Below are 1664 nucleotides of genomic sequence, written 5' to 3' on the forward strand. Positions count from 1 at the left end.
ATTTATATATATGTGTAGAGCAAAAAAATCCAATATAATTATTTGAATATAGTGTTTAAGGGTGAAATCAGAGGATTAAAATAAGGAATTAAATTACAAATGTTGATATAACGCTTGAAATCAATAGGGTTCCAACGAAGTACAGGGAATAAAGTGATATTACGATAATGAAATATGAAATATTGCATATCGAATTATGAAAGTGAAAACTGAACAAAAACGTTATTTGATATAGAAAGAGATTTAGGAATTGCAAGGTGAAAAGTTTAATGAATAATCCCTTTTCATTCAATATTCATAGTATGAAAGATGGAATACAAAAATATTTACAGAGGTGAGGTGAATAAAGCATGCTCTGTAATTATTTTTACAATGAAACGCAAATGCGTCCTTTAGGAGGGCAAGGGCCTGCGCAAAGTACTATTCATATACAAGCACAGCAACAAGCATTACAAGCGCAACAAATGCAACATAGTTATTACCCATCACAATCGTTTTATTCATTACATTCGTATTATCCATCACAATCGTATTACATGATGTAGATTGCACAGGATGGAATGTCTTTTTGATCGTTACCATATGAAACTGTATATGTTTTATAGCGGAAAATGACAAAACAAAAATAGCTCTTTGATGGAGATAGGYTGCAAAAACATAAATTTCATATTTAAAAAAAGAAAAAAAGATTGCCTGTATCTTAAGAGGCAATCTTTTTTGAGTTGTTTGTAATGGTTAAGTACAGGTTTTAAATATTATTTAGTGTTATTTCTACTCTCCAAAACCTGCTCCATATTATTAGTTGCCCATTCCATCATTAAAAGGATAATTGGACGTAGTGACTCACCAAGTTCAGTTAACGAATATTCTACTTTAGGGGGCACTTCACGATATACCTCCCGATGTACGATGCCATCTGCTTCAAGTTCTCTAAGTTGAAGTGTTAACATTCTTTGGGTGATATTAGGTTTTAATCTTTTTAATTCATTAAATCGTTTTTTACCATCTAACAAATGATAAAGAATAACCCCTTTCCATTTCCCGCCAATAACCTCGACGATAGCTTCTACTGGACAAGAATATTTATTTAAAAATGGATAATTTACATCATCTTCTTTTGAACTAATCATAAAAAGACTCTCCCTTAACAATAGTATCTTTTTTGATACTATAGCACAAAAATGTGCGTACTTGTAACATTGTTACTTAAAAAATATAATTTAGTTAAGTAATAAATTAATGAAAAGAGGAACTTTTATGACTAACACAAAACAAAAAATTATGGAAGCTTTTAACTTTAGACATGCGTGTAAAGAGTTTGATCCTATGAAGAAAATTTCAGAAGATGATTTTGAGTTTATTTTAGAAACAGGAAGATTATCTCCTTCTTCTTTTGGATATGAGCCTTGGAAATTTATTGTGGTTCAAAATAAAGAATTAAGAGAAAAACTATTACCATATTCATGGGGAGCAGGTGGGCAGCTTTCAACAGCAAGTCATTTTGTCATTGTTCTTTCAAGAACCATTAAAGATATGCACTATGATGCAGAGTATATTCAGCACATGATGAAAGATATTATTGGATTGCCTGAAGAAGCTCAACAGATGAGATATGCTTCTTCAGGCAATCCAATAATATCTTTCATCATGTGCTGAATATACTC

Annotated in this window: 2 protein-coding genes and 1 pseudogene; 2 read left to right on the forward strand and 1 reads right to left on the reverse strand. The window is 31.0% G+C overall.

Features of this window, described 5'->3' with window-relative positions; genetic code table 11:
• The first annotated feature begins 350 nt into the window (after positions 1 to 350).
• Complete coding sequence (locus AC1DTM_RS25465; protein ID WP_256416260.1) at positions 351 to 545, forward strand: hypothetical protein; 195 nt, start codon at positions 351 to 353, stop codon at positions 543 to 545.
• A gap of 210 nt (positions 546 to 755) precedes the next feature.
• On the opposite strand, the gene AC1DTM_RS25470 is transcribed toward AC1DTM_RS25465, so the two are convergent.
• Entirely contained in the window at positions 756 to 1130 is a 375-nt protein-coding gene (locus AC1DTM_RS25470; RefSeq protein ID WP_002128279.1) for a winged helix-turn-helix transcriptional regulator, read from the reverse strand.
• 109 nt (positions 1131 to 1239) lie between these two features.
• Here AC1DTM_RS25470 and AC1DTM_RS25475 point away from each other — a divergent pair.
• Positions 1240 to 1614, forward strand: a pseudogene (locus AC1DTM_RS25475) (NAD(P)H-dependent oxidoreductase); the annotation flags it as partial.
• Positions 1615 to 1664: the final 50 nt, after the last annotated feature.

The sequence above is a fragment of the Bacillus sp. P4_D3 genome (genome assembly GCF_056401855.1).

Coding starts and splice junctions, on each gene's coding strand:
- AC1DTM_RS25465 (WP_256416260.1), top strand. CDS start 351: ATGCTCTGTAATTATTTTTACAATGAAACGCAAATGCGTCCTTTAGGA.
- AC1DTM_RS25470 (WP_002128279.1), bottom strand. CDS start 1,130: ATGATTAGTTCAAAAGAAGATGATGTAAATTATCCATTTTTAAATAAA.